At 60.9% G+C, this 20,898-nt stretch carries 20 protein-coding genes; 11 read left to right on the forward strand and 9 right to left on the reverse strand.

Translation table 11 applies throughout. The features are described from left to right. Window positions 1-74 precede the first annotated feature (74 nt). The 5 genes from IRY30_RS00560 (at window position 75) to IRY30_RS00580 (ending at window position 3,986) form a co-directional block, all read left to right on the forward strand. Window positions 75-1,538: a CCA tRNA nucleotidyltransferase gene (locus IRY30_RS00560; protein ID WP_194556482.1), complete on the forward strand. Its 1,464-nt coding sequence runs from the start codon at window positions 75-77 to the stop codon at window positions 1,536-1,538. Then, on the forward strand, window positions 1,535-2,263 hold the full coding sequence (locus tag IRY30_RS00565) for a hypothetical protein (protein WP_194555481.1): 729 nt from the start codon (window positions 1,535-1,537) through the stop codon (window positions 2,261-2,263). Before IRY30_RS00560 ends, IRY30_RS00565 begins: the two co-directional genes overlap by 4 nt. Then, window positions 2,264-3,010, forward strand: a complete 747-nt coding sequence (locus tag IRY30_RS00570; RefSeq protein ID WP_194555482.1) for an AzlC family ABC transporter permease — start codon at window positions 2,264-2,266, stop codon at window positions 3,008-3,010. It begins immediately after the preceding gene. Beyond that, entirely contained in the window at window positions 3,007-3,360 is a 354-nt protein-coding gene (locus tag IRY30_RS00575) for a branched-chain amino acid transporter permease (protein WP_194555483.1), read from the forward strand. Before IRY30_RS00570 ends, IRY30_RS00575 begins: the two co-directional genes overlap by 4 nt. A 74-nt stretch (window positions 3,361-3,434) precedes the next feature. Continuing rightward, the gene (locus IRY30_RS00580; protein ID WP_194555484.1) at window positions 3,435-3,986 is read left to right on the forward strand and encodes an NUDIX hydrolase; all 552 of its coding nucleotides are present in this window, start codon (window positions 3,435-3,437) and stop codon (window positions 3,984-3,986) included. Here IRY30_RS00580 and IRY30_RS00585 read toward each other — a convergent pair. From IRY30_RS00585 to IRY30_RS00600, 4 genes are all read right to left on the reverse strand, one after another. Beyond that, window positions 3,963-4,961 (reverse strand): bile acid:sodium symporter family protein, encoded by a 999-nt coding sequence (locus IRY30_RS00585; protein ID WP_194555485.1) that lies wholly within the window; start codon window positions 4,959-4,961, stop codon window positions 3,963-3,965. The two genes, IRY30_RS00580 and IRY30_RS00585, sit on opposite strands and share 24 nt — an antisense overlap. A 27-nt stretch (window positions 4,962-4,988) precedes the next feature. Beyond that, window positions 4,989-6,368, reverse strand: a complete 1,380-nt coding sequence (locus IRY30_RS00590; RefSeq protein WP_194556483.1) for an MFS transporter — start codon at window positions 6,366-6,368, stop codon at window positions 4,989-4,991. A gap of 168 nt (window positions 6,369-6,536) precedes the next feature. Further along, window positions 6,537-7,547, reverse strand: a complete 1,011-nt coding sequence (locus tag IRY30_RS00595; RefSeq protein WP_194556484.1) for a nucleoside hydrolase — start codon at window positions 7,545-7,547, stop codon at window positions 6,537-6,539. An 87-nt stretch (window positions 7,548-7,634) separates the two neighbouring features. After that, window positions 7,635-8,636 (reverse strand): ribokinase, encoded by a 1,002-nt coding sequence (locus tag IRY30_RS00600; protein WP_194555486.1) that lies wholly within the window; start codon window positions 8,634-8,636, stop codon window positions 7,635-7,637. Between the two features lie 174 nt (window positions 8,637-8,810). On the opposite strand from IRY30_RS00600, the gene IRY30_RS00605 reads away from it, so the two are divergent. Beyond that, on the forward strand, window positions 8,811-9,254 hold the full coding sequence (locus IRY30_RS00605; protein ID WP_194555487.1) for a hypothetical protein: 444 nt from the start codon (window positions 8,811-8,813) through the stop codon (window positions 9,252-9,254). Between the two features lie 23 nt (window positions 9,255-9,277). On the opposite strand, the gene IRY30_RS00610 is transcribed toward IRY30_RS00605, so the two are convergent. Then, complete coding sequence (locus IRY30_RS00610; protein ID WP_194555488.1) at window positions 9,278-9,826, reverse strand: SdpI family protein; 549 nt, start codon at window positions 9,824-9,826, stop codon at window positions 9,278-9,280. A 131-nt stretch (window positions 9,827-9,957) separates the two neighbouring features. Between IRY30_RS00610 and leuS the strand changes: the two genes are divergently transcribed. Next, entirely contained in the window at window positions 9,958-12,885 is a 2,928-nt protein-coding gene (leuS, locus tag IRY30_RS00615) for a leucine--tRNA ligase (protein WP_194555489.1), read from the forward strand. A 9-nt stretch (window positions 12,886-12,894) separates the two neighbouring features. Here the strand turns inward: leuS and IRY30_RS00620 are convergent, their stop codons facing one another. The 4 genes from IRY30_RS00620 to IRY30_RS00635 form a co-directional block, all read right to left on the reverse strand. Beyond that, window positions 12,895-13,371, reverse strand: coding sequence for a hypothetical protein (locus tag IRY30_RS00620; protein ID WP_228502449.1), 477 nt, complete (start codon window positions 13,369-13,371; stop codon window positions 12,895-12,897). Window positions 13,372-13,384: 13 nt separating this feature from the next. Continuing rightward, complete coding sequence (locus IRY30_RS00625; RefSeq protein ID WP_194556486.1) at window positions 13,385-14,275, reverse strand: universal stress protein; 891 nt, start codon at window positions 14,273-14,275, stop codon at window positions 13,385-13,387. Window positions 14,276-14,401: 126 nt separating this feature from the next. Beyond that, window positions 14,402-14,851 (reverse strand): MarR family winged helix-turn-helix transcriptional regulator, encoded by a 450-nt coding sequence (locus tag IRY30_RS00630; RefSeq protein ID WP_194555490.1) that lies wholly within the window; start codon window positions 14,849-14,851, stop codon window positions 14,402-14,404. Between the two features lie 154 nt (window positions 14,852-15,005). After that, window positions 15,006-16,103 (reverse strand): inositol-3-phosphate synthase, encoded by a 1,098-nt coding sequence (locus tag IRY30_RS00635; protein WP_194555491.1) that lies wholly within the window; start codon window positions 16,101-16,103, stop codon window positions 15,006-15,008. A gap of 110 nt (window positions 16,104-16,213) precedes the next feature. Between IRY30_RS00635 and IRY30_RS00640 the strand changes: the two genes are divergently transcribed. From IRY30_RS00640 to IRY30_RS00655, 4 genes are all read left to right on the forward strand, one after another. Next, the gene (locus IRY30_RS00640; RefSeq protein ID WP_194555492.1) at window positions 16,214-16,624 is read left to right on the forward strand and encodes a DUF5318 family protein; all 411 of its coding nucleotides are present in this window, start codon (window positions 16,214-16,216) and stop codon (window positions 16,622-16,624) included. 429 nt (window positions 16,625-17,053) lie between these two features. Next, window positions 17,054-19,108: a transglycosylase domain-containing protein gene (locus IRY30_RS00645; protein WP_228502659.1), complete on the forward strand. Its 2,055-nt coding sequence runs from the start codon at window positions 17,054-17,056 to the stop codon at window positions 19,106-19,108. A gap of 52 nt (window positions 19,109-19,160) precedes the next feature. Then, on the forward strand, window positions 19,161-20,699 hold the full coding sequence (locus IRY30_RS00650; protein WP_194555493.1) for a glycosyltransferase family 87 protein: 1,539 nt from the start codon (window positions 19,161-19,163) through the stop codon (window positions 20,697-20,699). Further along, window positions 20,699-20,890, forward strand: coding sequence for a hypothetical protein (locus IRY30_RS00655; RefSeq protein ID WP_194555494.1), 192 nt, complete (start codon window positions 20,699-20,701; stop codon window positions 20,888-20,890). The genes IRY30_RS00650 and IRY30_RS00655 overlap by 1 nt, the downstream gene beginning before the upstream one ends. The last annotated feature ends 8 nt before the right edge of the window (window positions 20,891-20,898 follow it).

Below are 20,898 nucleotides of genomic sequence, written 5' to 3' on the forward strand. Positions count from 1 at the left end.
GGCCACAAGGTAGAATCTGCGCTGTGAACGACCGATCCTCCTCCCCCGCCCAGCACGTACCGGATTCTGCCCTGATGGCGAATGCGTGGCGGGGTCTGCAGGAGCTCGATGGCTGGTTGCGACCCTTGGCGGAGGCTTTCGCGGCTGCGGGGCATCCCATCTATCTGGTCGGTGGATCCGTGCGCGATGCGCTGCTGGGCCGTTTGAGCCATGACTTGGATTTCACTACCCCGGCTCGCCCGGAGGAGATCATCCGGATTATCACCCCGCTGTCCAGCACGGTGTGGGATATCGGCATCGAGTTCGGCACGGTATCCGCGCTGGTCAAGGGCATGACGCTGGAGATCACCACGTTCCGCGCTGATCAGTATGACGGGGAATCCCGCAACCCCGAAGTGACGTTCGGTGACACCCTGGAGGGCGATCTCTCGCGGCGCGATTTCCGCGTGAACGCGATGGCTCTGCAGCTCTCCGCCGAGGGCGAGCATGAGTTCCGGGATCCGCTCGGTGGCCTGCAAGACTTGAGCGCCGGCGTGCTGGACACCCCGGATTCCCCGCAGATCAGCTTCAACGATGATCCCCTGCGGATGCTGCGCGCGTGCCGTTTTGTCTCCCAACTGGGACTTTCGGTGGCACCCCGGGTGCAGACCGCGATGCAAGACATGGCCCAGCAGATCGAGCGCATCACGGTGGAGCGGGTGGCCGTGGAGCTCAACAAGCTGATGCTGGGTGAAAAGCCATGGGAGGGCCTGGACCTCATGGTGAGCACTGGTCTGGCCGAATACGTGCTGCCGGAATTGCCCGCGCTGCAGCTCACCCAAGATGAGCATCACCAGCACAAGGACGTGTACTGGCATTCCCTCAAGGTGCTGGGCAACGCGGTGGAGCTGGAGCGCGAGCGCGGCATGGAACCGAGCCTGGAATTGCGCTGGGCTGCACTGATGCATGACATCGGCAAGCCCGAGACCAGGGCTTTTAATGACAACGGCAACGTCACCTTCTACCAGCATGAGGTAGTGGGAGCCCGCATCACGCGTCACCGCCTGCGCGCGCTGAAGTACAGCAAGCAACACATCAAGGACATCTCCGAGCTGGTGCGCTTGCACATGCGTTTTCATGGCTATGGCCAGGGAAACGGCACGCCTGAGGATGATGGGATCTGGTCCGATTCCGCAGTGCGGCGCTACGTCAACGATGCCGGCCCACTCCTGCCCCTGCTCCACCTGCTGGTTCGCGCGGATTGCACAACCCGCAACAAGAACAAGGCCAACCGCCTGCAACGCAAGTATGACGGTCTGGAAGCGCGCATCGCGGAACTGCAGGAGCAGGAGAACTTGGACGCGGTGCGGCCAGACCTGGACGGCAACGAGATCATGCAGATTCTGGATCTTCAGCCCGGCCCAGAGGTGGGGCGCGCGTGGGCGTACCTCAAGGAGCTGCGCCTGGATGAGGGACCGCTGGATCGCGAGGCCGCCATCGCCGCTCTGCAGCAGTGGTGGGCGGAAGAACAAGCCAAGAACCAAGAGGATGACTCATGAGCGAACAAGGCCCCGACCTGCAATTATCCCCTGGCGACATCATCTTCATGTCTGCCCATAGTGTGGCCAACCCCGGATTTGTGGCTCCCGCTTCTGACTCTTCTTTTGAGGACGACGCCATGCAGACCTTCGAGGACTGCTTTGGTACGGAGCCTGGAGAGCTGGCAGCCCCAGGTTTCCCCACGGCAGATAGCATTCTGGTGCTCTCCGTGGAGCAGGATCTGACGTTCATCGGGGTTCGCCTGGGCGTGATGTCCACTGACCCGGTGGCTAATCACCTGCCGGAGCTCGCGGACAAGCTCACCAAACCAAAGGTCTTCTTTATTGGTGGGGAAAACCAGCCCGTGGTGCTCGGCGTGGGTTATCTGAGCAATCCAATCGAGGCCGATGAGGCCAAGCAGAAGATCAACAACGGTGTGCCGCTGTTCGGCAAGGGCCACCAATTCCTGCACATCCGCACGGGTGATCCCCTGCAATCCGTTGAGCAGCAGATCGCAGCGGCCGGTAATGAACTGGCTGGGATGCGGCTTTTCCATAGCTTCGTTACCGGACCAGTGGCGCATGTGAAGCAGTGGAAGCAGGCCGGGTTCGTGGAGGTGGAGCAGGCGGAATTCGCTGATGTGTTCACGGAAAAGCCCGTGGAGACTTGGCGACAGATCATGGCCCGCCGGCCCTTCCCGGAGAATCTCTTCTCCACGTGGGCCCAGAATCCCGAGCGTAACTAAATGGGAGAGGCAGACCCGATAGAGAATTCGGGTGGCTCCCTGAGCCAAGAGATACGGGCGGGTATCGGCGATGTCTGGGCCGTCGCTCTGGGTCTCTTCCCGCTGGGCTTGGCCTTCGGGCTCTTGATCACCCAACTGGGTTTCAGCTGGTGGTGGGCACCAATACTTTCCATCGCGATCTACGCCGGATCCATGGAATTTCTCGCGCTATCCCTGATCACGGGTGGCGTGGGACCGCTGAGTACAGCGCTGTACACGCTGGTGGTGAATTTCCGGCACGTCTTCTATGCGCTGAACTATCCCCTGGCCGCTGTAAAAAGTCTGGCTGGGCGGGCATATGGAGTGTATGCGCTCACCGATGAAACCTACGCGGTGGTTTCGGCCAACCGGAACGTGAAGTGGACCGGGCCGCGGGTCATCACGGTCCAATTGCTGCTGCAAACGGGATGGATCAGCGGAGGAATCATCGGTGGAATTGGTGGCTCTCGGTTGCCAATGCAGCTGGAAGGCATGGAGTTTGCCCTGACCGCGCTGTTCACGGTGCTGGCTATCGAGGCCTTCGTGGGTTACAAGGATCTCTCCCTGCCGCTGACCGCCCTGGTTGCTGCGGTTGTTGGTTTTGCGGTATCACCAGACAACATGTTGATGATCGCCATGAGCGTCTACTTTGTGGTTCTGCTGGTGCGCTTCTTTGTACCCCGGGTGGATAGCGCACTGCGCTGGAAAGTGGGCGGTGAGCAGCAATGATTCTAGCTTCAGCGGGGCTTCCCGAAGGCGTGGATCTGGGTGCGACCATCTGGATCCTGGCGGTGATCTTCCTGGTCACCGTGGCACTGCGCGCACTGCCATTCGCCGCGCTGCGCTTCATGCGGGAATCCAATTTGGTGGCATGGCTCGGGCTCGCCATGCCCGCTGGGGTGATGACCATCCTGGTGGTTTACGCGCTCGCCGGAGGTATGGGTGCCCCGGGTGGTGCCTGGGCACTGGGCCTGGGATTGGCGTTCACCGTGGCGCTCCACCTGTGGAAACGCTCCGCCAGCCTCTCGATCTTACTGGGCACGCTGTTTTATCTGGTTTTGGTGAACTGGGTTTTCTAAGTACTGGGTTCGTATAGCGCCGGCGTGAGAGTGCGCTGACCGGTCCACTCGGCACTGCCCGCTACGATGAGGGCATGCCTACCCCAGATTTCATCCTCGAACTGCGCAAACACGTGGGCCACGCCCCTCTCTGGCTCCCGGGCGTGACCGCGATCGTGCTCAAGGAAGTCCCAGCTGACGCACCCATCTGGGAGGTGCCGGAGGTACTGCTGGTCAAGCGGGCTGACGATGGTCAGTGGACCCCAGTCACCGGAATCATCGATCCCGGCGAGGAGCCCCACGTGGCAGCCATCCGCGAGGTCAAGGAGGAAACCGGGTTGGAGGTAACCAATGAGGCGCTCTTGGGCGTGGGCCACGTGGGGCCCGTGGAGTACCCCAATGGCGACGTGACCAGCTACGTGGACACCGCCATTCGCTGCAGGCTCACCGCGGACTCCCCTACCGAGCCTTTTGTTGCCGACGCCGAATCCACCCATGTCGGCTGGTTCCCTATTTCTCAGCTCCCCGCTATGCAGCCGCGATTCCGGCTGGTCATCGCCGATGCCGCAGCCCAAATGAAACACCCCGGCGGCTTCCGCCCGCGGATGGGTTACGAGAAGAGATCACCACGTGTGAGCGGTCGTTGACTCTTCTGACTGCTCAGGGAAGCGCTGCGCGTAGGTAGAAGCCCTGACGGAGCAAATGATCAACTGCACCTGGTGGAAGATCATCAACGGCAGAATGAGCAGTCCCAGCCCCCCGGAACCGAACATCACAGCGGCCATCGGCAGGCCCGCAGCCAGGGATTTCTTGGTACCTGCGAATTGGATGGCCACCTGGTCCTCGTAGTTGAAGTGCAGCTTGCGGGACACCACGCTGGTCATCCACAGCATCAAGTACACGAAGACCACGGAGCCCAGCACCAGCCCCAGGATGGACATCCAGGAAACGGTGCTCCAAATCCCCTGCACCATGCCTTCGGAGAAGCTCACGTAGACCACCAGCCCGATGGAAATCTGATCTACCTTCTTGGTCATGGGAGATGCGGCGAAATCCTTGACCCAGGGACGCAGAATCTGGCCGATGAAGAACGGCAGGAGCAATTGCGCGCCGATGCTGAAGAAGGTGCTGGAGTCGATGTGAATCCCGCCTGGCGTCGCCATCAAGAGGAACACCAACAATGGGGTGAGGAACACGCCCAGCAGCGAGGACGTGCTGGCCGCAACGATTGAGGCGGCAACGTTACCGCGTGCAATCGAGGTGAACGCCACGGATGACTGCACCGTGGAGGGCACGAGGGTGGTGAAGAGAATGCCCATGTACATCTCCTCGCCCACCAGAACCGAGAGCGGCTTCATGGCCAAACCGAGCAGAGGGAAGACCACGAACGTGAAAATCACGATCAGCAGGTGCAAACGCCAGTGCATGAGGCCCTTGAGGGCTTCCTTCGGGGCCAAGCGAGCACCGTAGAGGAAGAACAGGAATCCGATGGCGATCTTGACCACCCAGTCTGCAATTTCTGCGGCCTCTCCCCGAACCGGGAGCACAATACCGGCGATTACTCCGAGGAGGATCAGCCAGATGAGAAGGTCGGGGCGGTAACTGAGGATTCGCTGCAGCATGGGTGGTCGTTTCCTTGTGCGGGTGGGCTAGACGGTTTCCAACGCGTTATCGAGCTCAGCGGTGGTGGTCTTGGGGATGAGCATCGCGGCGAGCACGGATACGCCCAGGATCACCGCACCCACGATGAACGCGGTGGTGTAACCGGCGGTGCTCTCCGAGCCTTCGGGGGAGCCAGCGACCATGAAGACGGGCAGAACCGCGAAGGAAATGCCGGCGCCCAGGTTGAAGGCGGCGGAGTTCATGCCGGGCAGGAAGCCCTCGTAATCCTTTGGCGAGTTCACCACGCCCAGGTTGTTCAGCACGATGTTGCCGATGCCCGCGTACGTGACACCCAGTAGGATCACGGCGATGATCAGAACCCACTTGGAGTTCACGCCGACGAACGCGAGGGTCAGCAGCAGTGCAGCTGAGGCGAGGTTGCCGATGAGCAGCAGGTTTCGGTAGCCAATCACTGGCGCGTAACGGCCAGCGAATGGTCCCACTGCCAAGCCGAGCAGCGCGTATGGGGCCAGGATGAAGAACGCGGTGTGATCGGCAGGCATGGAGAAACCGGCCGTGGTGTTCTGTGCCAGGGACATTGCCACTCCGTTCACCGCGGCGAAGACACCGGTCATGGTGAGGACGGTGGTGAGCAGCAATGCCCAGGTCTGGCGGCGCTTGAGGTACTTCGGTGCCACCAAAGGCTGGTCGTGCTTCTTCTCATAGGTCCAGAACACGGCGAACATGAGCAGGGCGATGAGGAAGCCCACGCCAACGTATAGCCAGTTGGCCTGGCCGGCCTTGCCCGCTTCGTTCACAGCCAAGGTGATGGCGCACACGCTGATGATGAGGAACACGGCACCCAGCCAGTCCATCTTCACATTGCTGGAAGGCTTGGACTCCGGAGCCCAGAGGGCCACAGCTGCCACGGCGATCGCGCCGATGATGGCGATGAGCCAGAACACGGAACGGTAGCCAAAGTTTTCGGCCAGCCAGCCGGAAACCAGGACGTCCACGCCAGCCACGCCACCGTTGATGGCAGCGATCAGGCCCAGGAGCGTACCCAGACGAACTTCGTTTTTCACCTGACTACGCAGGATGATCAGCGTCATGGGGATAGTGGGGCCAGCGATGCCCTGCAGTGCGCGAGCCAGCAGCAGAATCTCGATGTTGGGTGCAAGTGCCGCGATCACACCGCCCAAGGCCATGACGGCGAGCATGAGGAGGAGGATCTTGCGTCGACCAACAATGTCAGACAGACGAGGAAGGAAGAGGCCACACAGCGCACCGCCGGTGAAGAAGGCGGTCTGGGTCAGACCCACCGTGGCTTCATCGGTGTTCAGTTCCTTGGCCATGGTGGTCAGGACTGGGGAGAGCATGGACGCATTGAGCTGGAAAGCGACTGCAGCTGTGATCAGCACGCCCATGAGCAGGGCGATGCCGCCCTTGCGTGAATCCACGGGGTCAGCGGTGGGCGCACCGTGGGAGGAGCTCACGGCCGTGGCACCCTTTTGTGTGGCACCGTTGGGCCGGGAAGAGCCGTTTGGAGAATCATTCGTGGTCAAGATAAATCCCTTGGGGAAGCTAGGGCGGGTTTAATCGCGGAAGTTGGTATTGCCGAGGCGGGTCAGTGCCGAGGTGAGCAGATCGAAGAAGCGATCCGCGTCCACATCCACGGCCACGCGGTGTTGCGTGCCGTTTTCTGCGGCTTCGTAATCGTCTGCCAAGCCCAGGGCACTGGGGTCTGCAGACTGGTCTGGGTTCCAGGTACGGCGCAGGTCAACCACGGTTTGTCCGCGGGTGAACTCGCCCTTGGTCTCCACTTGAATGGGCGCGACGATGGTGCGCAGAACCTGCGGGTCGGCCACGGCGGCCACGGCCAGGGGATCGTGCATCGGTGGGCCGGGGTAGCGGCGCTCGCGCATGTAGGACTCCCCGAAGAATTCCACCAGCTCGGCGATGAATTGGGAGACGTCCGTGTTCACGGACTTCAGCTGGTTCATGCGCTCTGGGGTGGCCAGGACCTTGTGGGTCACGTCGAGTCCGACCATCGTCACGGGCCAGTTGGCCTCGAAGACGATCTGCGCTGCTTCTGGGTCTGCCAAGATGTTGAATTCCGCGGCGGGAGTCATGTTGCCGGTGTGGTGGCCGCCACCCATCAGAGTGATTCCAGCCACGCGTTCCACCAGCTCAGGGTAGGTGCGGGCGAACAGAGCGATGTTCGTCAGGGAGCCCGTGGGCACCAGATGCACGGACTTCTCGGGCTGTTCGCGGACGATGTCTGCGATGAGCTGGATGGCGTGGCGCTCATCCAGTTCGACACCAGGGGCGGGCAACTGTGGGCCGTCCAGGCCGGAATCACCGTGGATCTCCTCTGGGATCAGCTGCGGGCCAACCAACGGGCGGTCTGCACCAGCGGCGAAGGGCACGCCCGTGATGGCTCCCACTTTCGCTAGAGCTCGGGCATTGGTGGTGACCTTTTCCAGCGTCTGATTACCGGCCACGGTGGTTACGCCAAGCAGCTCAATGTCTGGGTTTCCCCAGGCCAGGAGCATCGCAATAGCATCATCGTGACCTGGGTCGCAGTCCAGAATGATTTTAGTAATCTTTCTTGGCCTTTCTCTCAAGTCTTCACGTTCTACGTCCCAGTCAGACTAGCCCCACACTGGTCATTTACGGTAGACGCGCACCAATTATTTTGCTTGCAAAAACTCTTTGTGGAGAGCGCGAATGGCGGATTCGGAAGCATAGGAACCTGCAGCCCCCGCCGACCGCGTGGCCAAAGAGCCCGCTACTGCCCCCAACCGGGCTGCCTCAACCAGGTCCGCTCCCTGAGCCAATGCAGCCGCAAGGGTTCCGGAGAAGGCATCCCCTGCCCCGGTGGTATCCACCACGTGGGGTGAAGGTGGGGAGGCCACGAATTCCACGTCATCCTGCGTGATGATGGCTGCACCTTTAGGCCCCAGCGTGACCACCGCTGATTGCGCAACCCTGCGCAGCTCCTCAACCAGCTGCTCAAACGGGGTATCGCGAGGCATCTCCGTTACATCGGCTGCCTCGAGTTCATTGACGATCAGCGGGTCCGCAGCCTTCAACAGCGCCTTATCCTTGGTGGTCACCGGAGCCAGATTGAGCACGAAGCGCGCACCGGGCAGTTCGGCCGCGAGCTGGGGCAGTTCCGCCGAGTGGGCCGGCGTGAGTTCCCCTTGTGCCAGCAGAACCTTGATGTTTTCGACGCCGCCCTCCCCCTGCAAGGCTTTCCCACAAGCAATGGGGCTAATGGATTCATTGGCACCCGAGGTGACGATGATGATGTTCTCCCCTGCAGCATCATTCATGATGAAGGCCTGCCCGGTGGGTTGATCAACGCGGACCACGTGGGTGGTGTCTACGCCATGCTGCTGCAGTTCCTTGAGTGCCAAATCCGCGAGGGGATCCGGCAGGTTATCCGCTGATTCCTTGGGACCAACCGCGGAGAGCAGCAAGGTTTTCACACCCATGTGCGCTGCTGCCGCGGCCTGGTTTGCTCCCTTGCCACCCAGACCCTGCACTCCCCTGGTGCCGATGACAGTCTCCCCCGGCGCGGGAAAGACATCCAGACCCACGAACGTATCAATGTTGGTGGTGCCGCATACTGCGACGATGGGCTGCTGATCATTGGTGCCACGTGCATCATTGATTGGAGAATTACTCATGAGAATCAGGTTACTCAGAGTCAAGACAGGGATAGCGCTCCAGCACCGTGATGCTAAAGCGAGAGCAGTTTTCCACGGCTATTTGCATTAGTAGGCAGATCCGCAGGTGCCACTGTGACACACTGGGTGGAGAAAGTTCGACGAAGAAGAGAGTGTTTCGCCATCAACATGGGTATGTTGATTGTCGCTGTCACGTGGGGTTTGCTGGCACTCTTGTTTTTCGCCATCGCCTGGCTCACCACCTTTACGTTGCGCAGGCTTAATCAGCGCAACCGCAAGGCTGAGTACCGGGAGCGGGAAGAGTTTGGCGTCGAAGCACATGAAGATCATGAAGAGGACGCTGACCTCGAGGAGCCCAGCGACTCTGAGCCCATCGAGCGGGCCTATGTGTACGGCGAGCGCGGCGAGCGCGGGGACAATGAATACGGCGAGCACAATCACGATTTCCAGTACGCTGCCGAGCCTGAACCAGTGGTGCGGCGCTCCGGTAGGCATCGCGGGGCAGATGAGGTAGCGGAAAGCTACAGCCCAGCTGCGAGGCACGCTGCCCCTAGTTCAGGAATTGCCACTCCGGCCAGCAAAAAGCCCCGGCACGCAGCGCCGGAGCAGGAGAGCTAAATTTCTTTGGAGCTAGGTTCCGTTTAGCGGATGTCTTGAGCTGCGACCGCGCGCCGGGCAGCATCCAGATCCAGAGCTGGAGCGCTTTCCGCACCACCTTCGCAGGCACCGTTCAAGGAGCAGGAACCGCAGGCTTGGCCGGAGGCACACTCATCGGCGCTGACCTCGCCAGTAGGGGTGGTTTCGGCGGATCCACCTGCTGAACAGCATCCGCTTTCGGCTTCTGCAGCCTTCTGTGCGCGGGCATCAATTTGCGCCAATGTGTGTGCAGCCAGCGCGGCACCCAAGCCCAGCAGGAAGAGTGCAGCCACCACCAGGCCGGCAACGATCAACCATGCCCACCCGCGGGCCTGCCACGCCACCGCGGCCGCACCGAGCATCGCCAAGCCTGAACCCGTCCATGCAGGACCGGCAATCTTATGGCCCATCACCCAGTATTCGGCGGACTTGCGCACCTCGGGGATTCGCAACCCCACCAGCGAGTTCCCCGGCAATTTACCCGCCAAGCTGAGCACACCCACGGCCAGAATAGCCACACCGAATATTGCCAGAATGATGCCCAGGAAAATCATGCTTCTCAGTCTAGAACTGCGTGGGGTAATCACCAAGTGGGTGTGCATCGCGCGACTGCCCGGGTGCCGCGACCCCTGCGCCCGACCCGCGGTTGCCACGTTGTCCTGGCCACCAACTACAATTTTCAACCATGACCAACCCTGGATCCAGCAACGCGAACAGCACCGAAAGCACCACTCCTTCCTATCGCTACACGCCTCAACTGGCAGCCGATATTGAGAAGCGCTGGCAGGAGCAGTGGAACAAGCAAGGCACGTTCAACGCTCCGAACCCCACGGGTGATCTCTCGGAGCCAGGTTTGCAGCTGCCTGCGGATCGCATGTTCGTGCAGGATATGTTCCCCTACCCTTCCGGCGTCGGCCTGCACGTGGGACACCCGCTGGGTTATATCGCCACGGATGTTTTCGCGCGTTTCCACCGCATGAAGGGCGCAAACGTCCTGCATACGCTGGGTTATGACTCCTTCGGTTTGCCCGCAGAGCAGTACGCCGTGCAGACGGGTACCCACCCGCGCACCACCACCATGGCGAACATCGAGAACATGGAGCGCCAGCTGGGTCGCCTGGGCTTGGGCCACGATAAGCGCCGCAATGTGGCCACCACCGATAAAGATTTCTACCGGTGGACCCAGTGGATTTTCCTGCAGATCTACAACTCCTGGTTTGATCCAGAGGCAAATGATGGCAAGGGCAAGGCCCGCCCCATCGCGGAACTGGAAACCAAGTTGGCTGCTGAGCGCGAGGACTGGTCTTCCCTCAGCGAGCCCGAGAAGCAGGCGATCCTGGACGAGCACCGCCTGGTGTACCGCTCCAATTCCATGGTGAATTGGTGCCCTGGCTTGGGAACCGTGCTGGCTAACGAGGAAGTCACCGCCGATGGACGCTCCGAGCGCGGCAACTTCCCCGTGTTCCGCAAGAACCTTCAGCAGTGGATGATGCGCATCACCGCGTACTCGGATCGCCTCATCGATGACCTGGATTACCTGGACTGGCCAGAGAAGGTTAAGTCCATGCAGCGCCATTGGATTGGTCGTTCGCGCGGTGCTGAGGTTGATTTTTCTTCCGACGCCACGGATGACGCAATCACGGTATTCACCACGCGTCCGGATACCCTCTTCGGCGCCAGCTACATGGTTCTGGCCCCCGAGCACGAGCTGGTTGATTCGCTGGTGGCCGCGGCTGCGGAGAACGCCTATGAGGGCGTGGATGAGCGATGGACCAACGGTGCCGCCAACCCTGCTGAGGCCGTGGCTGCTTATCGCGCGTCCATCGCGGCGAAGAGCGACCTGGAGCGCCAGGAAAACAAGGAAAAGACCGGCGTGTACTTGGGCGCGACCGCCACCAACCCCGTGAACGGGGAAAGCGTTCCGGTGTTCATCGCTGACTACGTGCTGATGGGTTATGGCACCGGAGCCATCATGGCCGTTCCCGCGCACGATGAGCGCGACTTCGATTTCGCTTCAGCCTTTGGCCTGCCGATCAAGCAGGTCGTGGCTCCTGCCGGTCAGGATGCCACGGATGGGCAGTTGGAGGAAGCGTTTGTGGATGGCGGCGTGGCCGTGAACAGCGCGAATGACCGCGGTCTGGATATCAACGGCCTGAGCTTGGAGGATGCCAAGGCCGCGACCATCGAGTGGCTGGAGCAACAGGAAACCGGCCACGGGAAGATCCAGTACAAGCTGCGCGATTGGCTCTTCGCCCGTCAGCGCTACTGGGGCGAGCCCTTCCCTATCGTCTACAGCCAGGACGGCGTGGCACATGCCCTTCCCGAGGACATGCTGCCCATCGAGCTGCCCGAGGTCGAAGACTACAAGCCGGTCAGCTTTGATCCGGAAGATGCCAACTCCGCGCCTCAGCCCCCACTGGCCAAGGCCGAAGAATGGGTCAACGTGGAGCTGGATCTGGGTGATGGTCCGCAGATGTACCGCCGCGATACCAACGTGATGCCGCAGTGGGCCGGTTCTTCCTGGTACCAGCTGCGCTACATCGATCCCACGAACGATGATGCGCTGGTGGATATCGAAAATGAGCGATACTGGGTGGGCCCTCGCGAAGGCCGTCCATCCGGTGGCGTGGATCTATACGTGGGTGGTGTGGAGCACGCAGTGCTGCACCTGCTCTACAGCCGCTTCTGGCACAAGGTGCTCTTTGACCTCGGCCATGTATCCAGCTTTGAGCCTTACCACCGCTTGTTCAACCAAGGTTATATCCAAGCGTACGCTTACACCGATTCCCGTGGCGTGTACGTTCCCGCTGAAGAAGTCACTGAGCGGGACGGCAAGTTCTTCTGGGTTAACCCCGCTGGAGATGGCTCTGAGCAGGAGGTATTCCAGGAGTACGGCAAGATGGGCAAGTCCCTGAAGAACGCCGTGAGCCCGGATGATATCTGCGAGAACTTCGGCGCGGATACCCTGCGCGTCTACGAGATGGCCATGGGTCCGCTGGATACGTCGCGGCCTTGGGCCACCAAGGACGTGGTGGGTGCGCAGCGCTTCCTGCAGCGTTCTTGGCGCCTGGTTGTTGATGAAACCACTGGTCACACCACGGTTACTCGCGCTCAGCTCACGGATGACGATAACCGCATGCTGCACCGCACCATCGCCGGTGTGCACGAGGATTACGCGGAGCTGCGCGATAACACCGCGGTGGCCAAGCTCATCGAGTACGTCAACTACCTCACGAAGAACTACGGAGGCAGTGGAGCCAACGGTCAGGCGGCTGTCCCCCGCGCCGCAGTGGAGCCGCTGGTTCTCATGCTCGCACCGGTTGCGCCACACATCGCCGAGGAGATGTGGGCAATCCTGGGCAACGATAACGGTGTGACCTACCAGAGCTTCCCCATGTGGGAGGAGCGCTGGCTGAAGGATGACAGCATCGAATTGCCAGTTCAGGTGATGGGCAAGCTCCGTGCGCGCATCACCGTGCCCGCGGATGCGTCCCGCGAGGATATCGAAAAGGCTGCACTGGAAGAGCCCAACGTGGCCGGACATATCGAGGGCAAGACGGTGGCCAAGATCATCGTGGTACCAGGCAAGATGGTCAACATCGTGGCCAAGTAGGTGCCGCTCCTAGCGGATCATCAGCGATGATCCCACGGAGATCACCCAGGCCAGGGTGTACGGCATGATGAACCACACCACGGCGATCCACGGCCGCCACCGCAGGCGGTCGCGCCACTTGGCGTAGGTGATCCATACGCTGCCGAAAAGCCCGAAAATGGCAATGCCTGTGGGGACGATGGCGAAGAGCCAGCGGAAAGTGTCATTGCAGAGCATGGCCGAATCATCGGCATCGCACAGCGGGCCGCCCATGAGCTGGGAAACCAGGTAGATGAGCAGCGCGGAGAGCGTGGAGGCCAGGATGATGCCGATGAAGAACATGATCGCTTGGCGGGTGGACTTATTGTTCCGCTCCAGGCGCAACAACGGATCCGCCTCATAATCCAGCTGGCTGGGGCGAGCAGGCTCGGAGTCAAGAGCAGGCTCAGTATCCACGGGAATGGGTTCCTGTGGATCGTGTGGCTCAGAAGTAAATGGATTAGACATGATACTTCCGAACCTACACCGGGCTAATCAACACCGGTACCGGGCTGTGCCGCAGAATCTGGTTGGTGGAAGGGCCGATGAACACTCGGTTGAAATCTCCCAGCACGGAAGAACCCATGATCAGTAGATCGCCCTTTTTCCACTTCATGTCGTTGATTGCTCCGGACCAGCCGTAGCCGGCGCCGGCTTCAGTCTGCACGTGCAGTTCCGGGTGGCGGGCCAGCGCGCGGTCCTTACCGCGGTCCAGCAAAGCCAGGGCCTGCTCGCGCCACTCCACCATCATGTCGTAGTTCCCGGAGAACGGAACTGCCGTGGGGTACATGGTGGCTCCGCGCGGGCTGAAGGCCACCAACCGCAGTGGGACATTCCATCGTGCAGCCAGGTCAGCGGCGTGCCGCAGCGCCTGGTGAGACTGCTCAGTATCCACATAACTGCAGTTCACGCGCGTGACTCCACGCTTGGAAAGCTTGGCATCCCGCGGTGCCAGCCCCAGTGGCACGGGAGAACAGTGCAGCAGCGCGTCTGCCGTGGAACCGATACGGAAGCGTCCGCGCGGCGCGGCTGGGTGAGAGCCCAGGAGCATGAGATCGGCGGAAAAGTCTTTGGCGGCGTCGATAAGAACGGAGGTTTCAGAGTGGTCGGTAGAGACCACGGAAGGGATCTCGGAATCCAACATGCTGCTGGGAACGCCCGCATCCAAAAGTGCCTGCTGAGCGGATGCCGCACACGCGGCGGATTCGGCCTCAATCCACTGGGAAAATTCCTCATTTTCGCGAGAGCCGGGCTGTTGAGTCCATACGCGGGAGATCACAGTCGCCGTGCGGACGATCAAAGGCTGGGTCCGGGAAAGCCACGCCACGTACTGGGCAGCTTCCTCACCTGCGGATTCCGGCCGCCATGTCATGAGAACCCGCAATGGACGAGGCTTCGCGGGGATGTCCAATTCTGCCTCGGAATCCCTCGCCTTGCTGCGGGGAAAAGGAGATTTGTTGCTTATATTCTTGGTTTCGCTGCTCACGAACGCTGGCGCCTAGTCCTTAGTTTGGGCTTCGGTGTAGCGGTTGAGGATCATTTCGATAATGGGAGCTGCCTCTTCCACCTTTTGAACTTCTTCGGGTGAGAGGTTAGCAATCATTCGGGCTAAAGCCCTATTTCGGTTGTCGCCGATGCTCTGCAGCTCATCTGCGCCTTTGTCTGTGAGCTGCACGCTGACTCCGCGGCGGTCCGAAACATCGCGTACGCGAGATACCAAGCCCATGGATTCCAGCTGATTCACCGCATTGGACGCGGTGGGCATGCGGATAGCCTCAGCATGGGCGATCTGGCTGATGCGCATCGGGCCATGTTCTTCGAGGATCGTCATGATGGACATCTGCGCCTGGCTAATAGAGAAGGCCTCGGCCTGGCGGAAGTACAGCAGGTAAAGACGTGACAGCGCGGGGCGCAGCTGTTGAGCGATCTCGAGCGGAGTCTTGGACATGTTTCTAAAGTACCTCAACAGTTAACAGTAGTTTGCAGACTAAACCTTAATCTGTCTTAGACTTCAACGCGCAATCGACCCGCCCCGGTGTGCAGGGCAAACAGGCGCCCAATCACGCAATCGGGCGCCGTTCGTACGGAGAAATCGTGGCGGATTAAGACGCGCCGTTGATGAATTCTTCGAGCTGCGCGCGAGCCACGTCGTCTGGAAGCTGCACAGGTGGGGATTTCATCAGGTAGCTGGAGGCTGGGTTGACTGGTCCGGCCAGACCGCGATCCAAGGCGATCTTCGCAGCTCGCACGGCATCGATGATGATGCCCGCGGAGTTTGGAGAGTCCCATACTTCCAGCTTGTACTCCAGGTTCAGGGGAACTTCGCCGAACGCGGAACCTTCCAGGCGCACGTAGGCCCACTTGCGGTCATCCAGCCATTCCACGTAGTCGGAAGGGCCGATGTGGACGTTGCGGTCGGAACGCTTTCCGGCCAGCGGGCTGGTCTTCAGGTTGGAGGTCACGGCCTGAGTCTTAGAAATCTTCTTAGATTCCAAGCGCTCCCGGTCCAGCATGTTTTTGAAGTCCATGTTGCCGCCCACGTTGAGCTGCATGGTCCGCTCGAGGCGCACGCCGCGGTCTTCGAACAGCTTGGCCAGCACGCGGTGGGTGATGGTTGCGCCCACCTGGCTCTTGATGTCATCGCCCACGATTGGCAGACCTGCATCTTCGAACTTCTTTGCCCATTCTGGGTCCGAGGCGATGAAGACTGGCAGCGCGTTGACGAAGGCACAGCCTGCATCGATGGCGCACTGCGCGTAGAACTTGTCCGCTTCTTCAGAACCGACGGGCAGGTAGCTGACCAGCACGTCTGCCCCGGCTTCGCGCAGCGCGGCGGGTACGTCGACTGGCTCAGCGGAGGATTCTTCGATGGATTCCAAGTAGTGGGTGCCCAGACCGTCCAGGGTTGGTCCGCGCTGCACGGTGACTCCGAGCTCTGGCACGTCCGCGATCTTGATGGTGCAGTTACGGGAGGATTCCAGGGCGGCGGAGACGTCCTTACCCACCTTGTCCGCATCCACGTCGAAGGCCGCCACGACCTTCACGTCCGAGATGCCGTACGGGCCGAACTTGGCGTGCATCAAGCCTGGGATGTCTTCCCCAGCTTGCGCGTCCGCGTAGTACGTCAGGCCCTGCACCAGCGAGGTGGCACAGTTGCCCAAGCCCACGATGGCGATATTCACATTCTTGTTTTCACTCATGTAATCCGAAGTTAGGCCGATGATGTGGCCAGGTGCGGGATCTCACCTCGGTGTATCGGTCAAGAAAGAGAGGTGTACCGATCAAGTTGAACTCGTCGTAGGATGTGGCCATGTCTTCGGCTCACCTCTCGCGGCGCGTCTTTGACCGGCAGTTAGACCGCACCCGCGTGCTCGCCCAGTGGCGGCGCGGGGAAGTTAGTCCTTCTTCTCTTCTCGACGCCGCCTCTCCCCTACTCGCCTCTGCCCAGGTTCTGGGCGAGCCGACTGACCGGGTGTGCCCGATTTGCCACCGGGGAAATCTTCTTGAGACACGCTGGGTTCATGGCAGATGGTTAGGTGAAAAGTCAGGTACTGCGCGTAGTGTAAACGAGATAAAGATTCTGATTGATAGTTTTTCCCACCTGCAGGCTTCTTCAAAAGTGGCTCCCGCAGATGCTGAACTGTCCATCCACACTGTGGAAGTGTGCTTGCACTGCAAGTGGAATTTCTTGATACAGCGCGAAGAGTTAACGCTGTATTGAATGCCCGAATTACTCGAGTAATGGAGATCTACCCCATTGTCTTCTGACAACTTGCCACCGAGGAAGAACCCGAATCGCAAGCCATCTGCGAACTCGGGCCGCCCCAATGACCGTGCGGGTCGCCCAAGCAATGCTGCCCAGCGTCCATCTGCTCAGCGTAAGCGCCCTGTCCAGGGCAAGCGCCCACAAGGTCAGGCCGCACAGAATAAGTCCGCGCAGGGCAAGCCCGCGTCAGGCCGCCCAGCTCAAGGCAAGGTGACCCAGAAGAAGGGTCCACAGAGCCGGTCAGCACAAGGCAAATCAGCCCAGGGCAAGGCAGCTCAGGCAAAGGTCGCTTCCAAGGGCAATATCACCGCCCGCGCCCGCAAGAAGAACAGCTGGAAGTCTAAGGAATTCCGCCGTTCTCTCCTCGCGGGCTTTGCGGCGCTGATGGCAGTGGCCATCATCGTCCCGCTCATTGCTTTCTTCACCGCGTACTCCGTTACTAAGGTGCCGGAACCAGAAGAATTGGTGAACAACCAGATTTCCTACATCATGGCGTCGGACCAAAACACGGAGTTGGCGCGCATCGTGCCGCCGGAAGGCAACCGGCAGAACGTGACGCTCAACGAGATCCCGGAGCCTGTCCGCAACGCGGTACTGGCTGCGGAGGATCGCGATTTCTACTCCAACCCTGGCTTCTCCATCACCGGCTTTGGCCGTGCTGCGGTGGGTCAGTTGCTGGGTCGTTCGGGTGCTGGTGGCGGCTCCACGATTACTCAGCAGTACGTGAAGAACGCGCTGGTGGGCGATGAATTCTCTCTGACCCGTAAGGCGAAAGAGCTGGTCATTTCCGCCAAGATGGCGCGTGAGTGGTCCAAGGACGAAATCCTTGAGGCTTACCTGAACACCATTTACTTTGGTCGTAACTCTTATGGCATCTCTGCAGCTGCCAAGGCGTACTTCAACAAGGACATCTCTCAGCTCACGCCGGAAGAGGGCGCGGTGTTGGCCGCGACCATCCAGGCGCCTTCCTCCCTGGATCCTTGGACTAACCGGGAAAAGGCGGAGTCTCGCTGGAACTACGTGATGGACGGAATGGTGGAAACAAACGCCATCAACCGTACCGATCGCATTAACGCTGTCTACCCAGCTGTGCAGGATCCAGCGGCGGCAGCAAACACTTCGCCAGTGGATGGCCCCAACGGACTGATCAAGTCTCGCGTGATCGCGGAGCTGGAAGAAGCCGGAATCACCGAGGAGCAGGTGAATACCGGTGGCCTGAAGATCACCACCACCATCGACAATGAGGCGCAGAAGGCCGCGGTCGACCAGGTGCGGGCGCAGACCGAGGGTCTGGCAGAAGACGTGCGCGGTGCGCTGGTCTCCGTGGATCCGAAGACCGGTGGCATCCGTGCGTGGTACGGCGGCGAGGATCCAGTGGGCTATGACTACGCCGGTGCTGGCCTGCAGTCCGGTTCCACGTTCAAGATCGTCACCCTGGCCGCATACCTGGATCAGGGCGGAAGCATCTACGACTACTTCGATTCCTCGCCAGTCACCACCGGGCAGACCGAAGTGACCAACGTGGATAACCAGAGCTGTGGCTCATGTTCTGCAGCTCAGGCACTGAAGATGTCCCTGAACACCTCCTTCATCCGCATCACCCGCGAGCTCAATGGCGGCGCGGAAGCCGTGGCTGACATGGCTCATCGCCTGGGAGCTGCGGAAACTCTCCCCGGAGTGGGTGAAACGCTGAAGGAAAACGGCGGCACGCCTTTCGAGGGCATCACCTTGGGCCAGTACCAGTCCTCCCCACTGGACATGGCCTCCATCCTGGCGACCCTGAGCAACGAGGGTGTCTACCACCGCCCACACTTCGTGGAGAAGGTGGAGACCGTCGATGGCGACGTGCTGCTGGATAACTCCAACATTGAGGGCGACCAAGTGGTGGAACCAGAGGTTGCCAATGGAGTGATCGAAGCGATGGGACCCATCGCCGCGTACTCCAACGGCAACAGCCTGGCCGGCGGACGCGCTTCCGCCGCCAAGACCGGTACCGCTCAGCTGGGCGATACCGGAATGAACAAGGATGCCTGGATGCTGGGCTCCACCCCGCAGCTCTCCACCGCCGTGTGGCTGGGCACCGTGGACAACAAGCCACTGGTCAACGAGTGGGGCGGAATCATGTACGGCTCCGGCGTGCCGGCGACCATCTGGAAGAACGTGATGGACGCAGCCCTGGCAGATGATGAGTTTGAGAGCTTCGGCTCCGCAGGCTCAGCTGCTGCCGCTGGAACGGGATATGTTCCGGAGCAGCAGACCGAGCAGATCCCGCAGGGCAATTCCTCGCAGCAGGATGACTCCTCACCGGCACCGGCTGCCGAGAGCCCAGCCCCTGCTCCGGCACCCGCGCCTGCTCCTGCGCCCGCCCCAGCTCCCGCGCCCCAGCCTGCTCCCGGGCAAGACCTGGGCGCGTTGATTGATGGTTTGATAAACCCATAGCGGTTCTCCCGCTGCCTCACCGCCATCACTGGATTTCGCGAAAGCACAGATAATGGATCAGCCCGCCCCCCAGCTACAGGTTCCGCAAGACCGCACCGCCGAGACGCGAGTGCAACCCGCGGACACGGAACCCATGGCTCGGGGGTTTGTTGATTTCCTTGGCGGGCCACTCGGTAAGCATGCATACGTGGGCCGCGAAGTCTGGTGGACCGCACTGCGGATGATCATGGCGATCAGCGCGGGATTCCTCACCCTGGGTTGGCTGCAAAAAGCCAACTGCGTGCGCACCGCAGTCTCCGATGCGGGCCCATACGTGGATTGGGCGGGAAAGGTGCAGTACACCTCAGCCTGCTACTCGGATATCATCGTGCTCTACGGTGGCCGCGGATTCGAGTCCGCCCAATTCCCCTACGCTTTCTCCTGGCAGGCAGACGGCATCACTCGTTACCTGGAATACCCGGTGATCACGGGCCTGTTCCAGTACGCGATGGCGCTGCTCACCAAGCCCGTGGCAGCCCTCTGGGAGGCGGCTGGCCTTCCCCCTGCAGCCAATGCCGCGATCAACATGGGAGTCACTGCGTTTTTTCTGGCCGCATGCTGGATCGCTGCCTGCGTGGTGGTCACCAAGCTGGCGGGAAATCGCCCGTGGGACACGCTGCTCATGGCCGCCTCTCCCCTGGTCATCGTCCACGCGTTCACAAACTACGACCTGCTCTCCATCCTCTTTGCCGTGCTGGCCATCTGGCTGTGGGCCAAGGGTCGACCCGGCTGGGCTGGTGTGCTGGCCGGGTTGGGCATCGCTGCCAAGCTGTGGCCACTATTCATCGTCGGTGCCATGGGCCTGCTGGCTCTGCGCGCCCGGAACTGGTCGGTGATGTTCCGCCTCGCAGCGGGCACGGTACTCGCCTGGCTAGCGGTCAATGTGCCGATCTACCTGGCGTATCCCGAGGCCTGGGGCGAGTTCTTCCGTCTCAACTCCTCCCGTGGCTGGGAAGGTTCCACCATCTACGCGGTGCTGGCCCACCTCACCGGCTGGGAGCAGTGGAATGGCACTACCCCGAGCCAAGCCGTGAATAACGTCCAGCAGTTCAACACCATCACCCTGGTGCTGCTGGTCATCGCCCTCATGTTGCTCACCTACGTGGTGCTCACCGTGAAGCAACGCCCGCGCTTGGCCCAGGTGATGTTCCTGGCCGTGCTGGCCTTCATGCTGACCAATAAGGTGTGGAGCCCGCAGTATTCCATCTGGCTGCTGCCCCTGCTGGTGCTGGCTCTCCCCCGCTGGCGGCTCGTGTTCACGTGGGCGGCCGTGGAAGCGTTCTACTGGTACCTGCGGATGTGGACGTTCCTCCCGCAGGAGCTGGCGGCGCCTGACTGGCTGGTGGATTCTTTCACCGTGCTGCGGCTTGGTTTGCTGGTGGCAATGGCCGTGATTGTGTTGCGGCAAATGTACGGCAGCGCACCTGACCCCGTGCGGGCCGCCCATGCTGGCAGGGATCCCCTGGCTGGGGCGCTGGGGGTTGGCGTCGAAAAGCAAGCAAAAGAGCACGTAGAAAACGCGCACAAAGAAACAATGGGAAGTACAAATTAATGAGCGAAACAGCAATGATCGTCACGATGGGCAGCGTATTCATCGGATTCGTGCTCTTCGGATCCTCGTATGCGGCCTTCAGCTACAAGAAACCGCGGGCGCTGGTGTGGGGTCTGTTCGCGGTGGCCATCCTCTTCCTCACGGTGGTTCCGGTCACGGTGGCCGTTTTCTTTGCGACGGCAGGGCAGTGACCTTTCCG

This window comes from Corynebacterium suicordis DSM 45110, from assembly GCF_015351405.1.
GTDB lineage: Bacteria > Actinomycetota > Actinomycetes > Mycobacteriales > Mycobacteriaceae > Corynebacterium > Corynebacterium suicordis.